Source organism: Roseobacter sp., from assembly GCF_024639605.1.
Lineage (GTDB): Bacteria > Pseudomonadota > Alphaproteobacteria > Rhodobacterales > Rhodobacteraceae > Roseobacter.
Genome location: NZ_JAHEHZ010000208.1, coordinates 1 through 4,683 on the forward strand (window position 1 = coordinate 1; position 4,683 = coordinate 4,683).

Annotated in this window: 6 protein-coding genes; 1 reads left to right on the forward strand and 5 read right to left on the reverse strand. The window is 57.6% G+C overall.

Going from position 1 to position 4,683, the window contains the following annotated elements; genetic code table 11:
• From Q0M35_RS17470 to Q0M35_RS17490, 5 genes are all read right to left on the reverse strand, one after another.
• Window positions 1-179: twin-arginine translocation signal domain-containing protein (locus Q0M35_RS17470; RefSeq protein WP_295317541.1), on the reverse strand; the 179-nt coding region annotated here is incomplete at its 3' end.
• Window positions 180-181: 2 nt separating this feature from the next.
• Window positions 182-646 (reverse strand): (2Fe-2S)-binding protein, encoded by a 465-nt coding sequence (locus Q0M35_RS17475; RefSeq protein WP_295317536.1) that lies wholly within the window; start codon window positions 644-646, stop codon window positions 182-184.
• Window positions 647-948: 302 nt separating this feature from the next.
• Entirely contained in the window at window positions 949-1,971 is a 1,023-nt protein-coding gene (locus Q0M35_RS17480; protein ID WP_295317537.1) for an AbrB family transcriptional regulator, read from the reverse strand.
• Complete coding sequence (locus Q0M35_RS17485) at window positions 1,968-2,609, reverse strand: GntR family transcriptional regulator (RefSeq protein ID WP_295317538.1); 642 nt, start codon at window positions 2,607-2,609, stop codon at window positions 1,968-1,970. Before Q0M35_RS17485 ends, Q0M35_RS17480 begins: the two co-directional genes overlap by 4 nt.
• 756 nt (window positions 2,610-3,365) lie before the next feature.
• Window positions 3,366-3,551, reverse strand: coding sequence for a hypothetical protein (locus Q0M35_RS17490; protein ID WP_295317539.1), 186 nt, complete (start codon window positions 3,549-3,551; stop codon window positions 3,366-3,368).
• Window positions 3,552-4,004: 453 nt separating this feature from the next.
• On the opposite strand from Q0M35_RS17490, the gene Q0M35_RS17495 reads away from it, so the two are divergent.
• A partial coding sequence (locus tag Q0M35_RS17495; RefSeq protein ID WP_295317540.1) for an integrase arm-type DNA-binding domain-containing protein occupies window positions 4,005-4,683 on the forward strand: 679 nt, incomplete at its 3' end.

A 4,683-nucleotide genomic window follows, 5' to 3' on the forward strand; every position in this document is an offset into this window, starting at 1 on the left:
TCAAAATGTTTCACGATGGCGGTGACTGTTCCGTCGGGACCGATGCGTACAAAGGGGTTCAGCTGTGTGGCGTCTGTCGTTGCCGCCAGCGCGCCGTCGGGGCGAATGCCGATCAGCAGCGTGGCACCGGTGGCGCCGGCGGCTTTGAGAAATCGGCGGCGGGTTGTGGCATGTGTCATGTTCAGGCCTCCAGAATTTCTGCGGCGCGCTGAATGCCGGCGCGGATTCGCTGGTAGGTCGCACAGCGGCAGACATTGCCGTACATGTAGCTGTCGATTTCTTCGGCTGTGGGCGAAGGGTTGCTGTTGAGCAACCCGACCGCCGACATGATCTGTCCGGACTGGCAATAACCGCATTGCACGACGTCCATCTCGAGCCAGGCCTGCTGCACGGCGGCGCCGGTTTTATCCTCGGACATGGCTTCGATCGTCGTGACTTCGGCATCCTCCAGATCACCGACATAGGTCTGACAGGAGCGTACAGGTTCACCGTCCACATGCACGGTGCAGGCCCCGCAGGACGCCACACCACAGCCGAATTTGGTACCGGTCATTTTCAGCTCATCCCGGATTACCCAGAGCAGCGGGGTTCCGGGATCCGCTTCCACCTGATGTATTTTTCCGTTCAGTCTGAGGTTGATCGTCATTTTCGGGATCCTTACTCGGGTTTCACACAATACCTCGCACCGGGCGGCTCGCCCCCGCCGTGTTAAACATGAACGTCGCGGCGTCCGAGGAAAGGGCGAAGCGCAAAGTTTTTCGCAACCGGCGGTTCTGTGCCATGTGCAGGCGGGCGGAATTTGCCGGTGATGCAAAGGCGTCGGCAGCGGAAGAGAGGATATGGCGTCCGGTATCAGGCAGGTGATGTATCATGCGCGCCCGGCCGGATGTTCAGTACGACAGGTCGGTCAGCAGATAAGATCGCCCGCCGGTCCGCGGCTGCCCTGCATCACGTGGCGCGGTCAAAAAGCCGCTGCGCCAGCGGCGCGCCGAGGATCACAACAAAAATGCGCAGCACATGATGGGCCACCACAAAGGTGACGTCAGCGCCGACAACGAGGGCGAGCACCGTGAGTTCGGCCTGTCCGCCCGGGGCAAAGGCCAGCAACGCATCCATGCCCGGCGCGAGGCCGGTGCTGTAGATCGCTTCGACAAAAATCACGGTAAGGATCATCAGCAGCGCACAAAAGCCCAGACCCGCAGCCAGGTCACGGCGGATTTCCTGCATGGTGATGCCTGCATATTTGCACCCGATGCTCATGCCGATAAAGAACTGAGCCGCCTGAATGGCCTCTGCCGGCGGGCGGTAGTGCAACCCGTCGCCGAGGGTGACTGCCGCGGTCAGAATGAGCGGCCCGAGGATCGATGCGCCGAATAATCCGATGCGTCTGGCGCCCTGCCAGCCTGCAATGGCACAGAAAGCCATAATTGCAAGTTCACTGAGTGGCACTTCTGCAGCCGGCAGACCGGGTGGGCTGGACAGATCCGCGTCCCATATGCCCTTGAGCAGGAACGGCAGGGCGACGACGATCACAAGCACCCGTGTGGCATGGATCAGGCTGAGTGCGCGCACACTGGCGCCGGCTTCCTCACCGAAGACGATCATATCCTGCAACCCGCCTGGCATGGTCGCGTACCACGCCGTCGGGAAATCATAGCCACAGATCCTGCGGAAATAAGGAACACCGGTCACACCGATCACACCGACCATCAGAGGCACCATCAGCAGCGTGGGCCACATCGCAGGAAAAAGTGCGAGTGCTGCGGGTGTCATTGTGGCGCCAACGGCCACGCCGAGGATTGTGCGCATGCCGTCATTGAGCCATTTGATGCCAGCCATGGGCAAACCCGCCAGAGCGGCAAAGAGGCAGGCAAAGATCGGCCCCAGCAACCAGGGCAGCGGGATCGCCAGAACCTGAAACACTGTCACACCAAAGGCTGCTGTCGCAAAGGCGGAGGCAATGCGGATCACGCAGAGGCACTCCCCAGTCTGTGTCGCAGTGAGGTTTCAAGGTGCTGTCGCGCGGCCATTGCCGCTGCTGCGCCGTCACGGGCACGCAGTGCTGTTATGATGTCCCGGTGTTGTTGTACAACCACGTCGATACGCGCGGGATCGGAATAAGTCGAAGGTCCGAGCAACAACAGTGCATTGTTCAGCGCGCGGGCGGATTCAACAAGGAACCTGTTGCGCGCGGCCAGGCAAAGCCCGCGGTGGAAATCCTGATTGATCGCAGCCCCTGTTGCGGGGTCATCACGAGCGGACTCAATGCGATCGTTCATCGCCTCCAGCGCATCGAATTCCGCTGTTGCACCATGCTGTGCCGCCATTTCAGCGGCGGTGGCTTCGAGAACTGTGCGCATTTCATAAAGCTCGACCAGTTCGGTGTGAGCCAGCACCCGGATCACAGCACCGATCCGCGGCCGGTGCTCGATAATGCCGTCACTTTCCAGACGGCGCAGCGCCTCGCGGACGGGCGTGCGTGAAAGGCTGAGACGCGCTGCGACATCTTCTTCACGCAGGCGGTCTCCGGGCACAAAAGCGCCGTTTCTGAGCGCCATGATCAGAGCGTCATATGCTGTTTCACCGCTTGATCTGGACGTTTCCGGCATCGGTTCACTTTCTTGTATCCCTTTGGATACGATTAAGTGGTTGTCTTGTCCAGCCGTCTGCGATCTGGTCGGATAATGACTGGTTTTCCCGGTCTGATTGCCAGAAAGGTTCCGGTTCCGGAAAGCCTCATGCGCTTTCTCGCTGAACAGAAGGCAGGTCACCGGCAGTATCCCTAGGCCGGATATGCCACAGCCGTTCAGCCTTTTGATGCGCGGCTTTCGCGCAACCCGCGCCTTTCCGGTCAGAAGCGTATCGTTGAGGAGTGTAAAATAGCATTCTTTCCATGCAAAAAGTCGCACTCCTCAAGTGTGGCGGTAGCCCGCGCAGCAGATCCGGCATGTTATCATCCGGGGTTATCGCCGTGACATCCGGCAAAAGGACGTCACCGTTACAAACAAGATTGTTGTCGGAGCTGATGGGGCAATCATGGGAGGACGGGCGCCGGTCTGTGCGAAAGTTCCGGCATTACGTCCGGATGCGTGCGACCTGCTGATCGTTTACGCGAGGCTCAGTAGTTGCGATCCTTATGATTTCATGCCGGGCCGTGATCGGTTGGCTATGCTTTCAGAATTCTGAAGCCGTTCCGGGCTTTTTCCACACCAGGAAAATCTCAACACAAAATCGCATTCGACAGAGGGGCTGTGCGTGGATGCAGGATCGTGCCCCCGATTTTTGAGTGCCGGGAGTTCTGATCCGATCATGGTGAACGGGGTGAGTGGGGGTCAATCGTCAATACTGAAACCCCACATTTATCCTTACTGTTTTATATTGCCGACACCCTTTGCCAGCGTTGCAAAGATCAAGTCATGTGCCGGCAACGCATTGCAGCGGACACAGTCGTAATAGTCTTCCGCAAGCCACTCAATCTGCGAGACGAGGCATTCAGGTGTTGTCGCAGGTGTCTCCGCAAGCAGAACGCTCAGAGCCTGCGCAGCCTCCATGCTTTCTGCATCCTGAGGTGACCCATCCGGCGCCGCTTCCAAAATTGACATAGCTTTCCGGCAGACGGCCAGCCATTGAACGTGATCCGCCGGCGATGACAGAGGCGAGCGGCCTTTGACATGCTTATCAGCGGTTACAATTGAAGTTATGAGGGCTTTCTTCCGTGTTGTGCCCATGCGTCGGGCGGAGAGAAGAGATGAGCAGACGAAATCCAGACGGTGGCAAGAGCGGTGGCAAGCAGATGAAATTCCCGAACTTTATCATTCAACAACATGAATTCAGTTGATTGTAGTGGCGGACCCTGGAACCACCACAGGATGTTCCGTCAGCTTCCTCCCCTGACCGGTTATGTTTTTGTAAATATGAACTCCATCCCGTCACTTAATCCGAGAACATCCATCATAGTCCCTCTTAATCCATGTTTACGTGGGGGATATCACGGGGGATAAGGCTTGCCGGTCAAAAGCATTCGAACGCCGCAAAGAGCATTGAACGCCCGTTTCGTGGAAACCGTAAGCAAACCCGGCAAGTATTTCGACGGGCAAGGCCTGTTCCTCCGCGTCCGGTCCAACGGCGGCAAGCAATGGGTGCAACATATCACCATTCGCGGAAAGCGGTGTGAGATCGGACTGGGCAGCTTTCCCGCCGTACCATTGCACACCGCGCGAAGGGTCGCTCTCGAAAATCGGGTCAAGGCCATGCTTGGCGGTGACCCTCTGCAGGAGAAGCGCGAGGCCTCCGAGGGAATGACATTTGAGGTGGCGGTAGAAAAATATCTGGATCTCAAGCTGGATGAGTTCCGAAATGAAAAGCACCGCAAGCAATGGCGCTCTACTCTGGATACCTATGCAAAACCTGTGTTGGGTCGGAAACAGGTATCGGAGATCAGCGTGCAGGACGTGCTGCGTGTTCTGCAACCGATCTGGCTCACCAAAACTACCGCTACCAAACGATTACGGGGACGCATTGAAAACGTTCTGTCATGGGCCACGGTTTCCGGGCATTGCACCTGTGTCAATCCAGCTCTGTTGAATGGCAACCTTTCCGAAATCCTGCCCAAACCGTCAAAGATAGCAAAGCCAAAAAACCAACCCGCCTTAAAACCTGAAAATGTGCCATTTTGGTGGGCAG

What these genes read in the sequence shown, in the direction of transcription:
- Q0M35_RS17475 (WP_295317536.1), bottom strand. Translation starts at nt 646, where the DNA reads ATGACGATCAACCTCAGACTGAACGGAAAAATACATCAGGTGGAAGCG.
- Q0M35_RS17485 (WP_295317538.1), bottom strand. Translation starts at nt 2,609, where the DNA reads ATGCCGGAAACGTCCAGATCAAGCGGTGAAACAGCATATGACGCTCTG.
- Q0M35_RS17490 (WP_295317539.1), bottom strand. Translation starts at nt 3,551, where the DNA reads ATGGAGGCTGCGCAGGCTCTGAGCGTTCTGCTTGCGGAGACACCTGCG.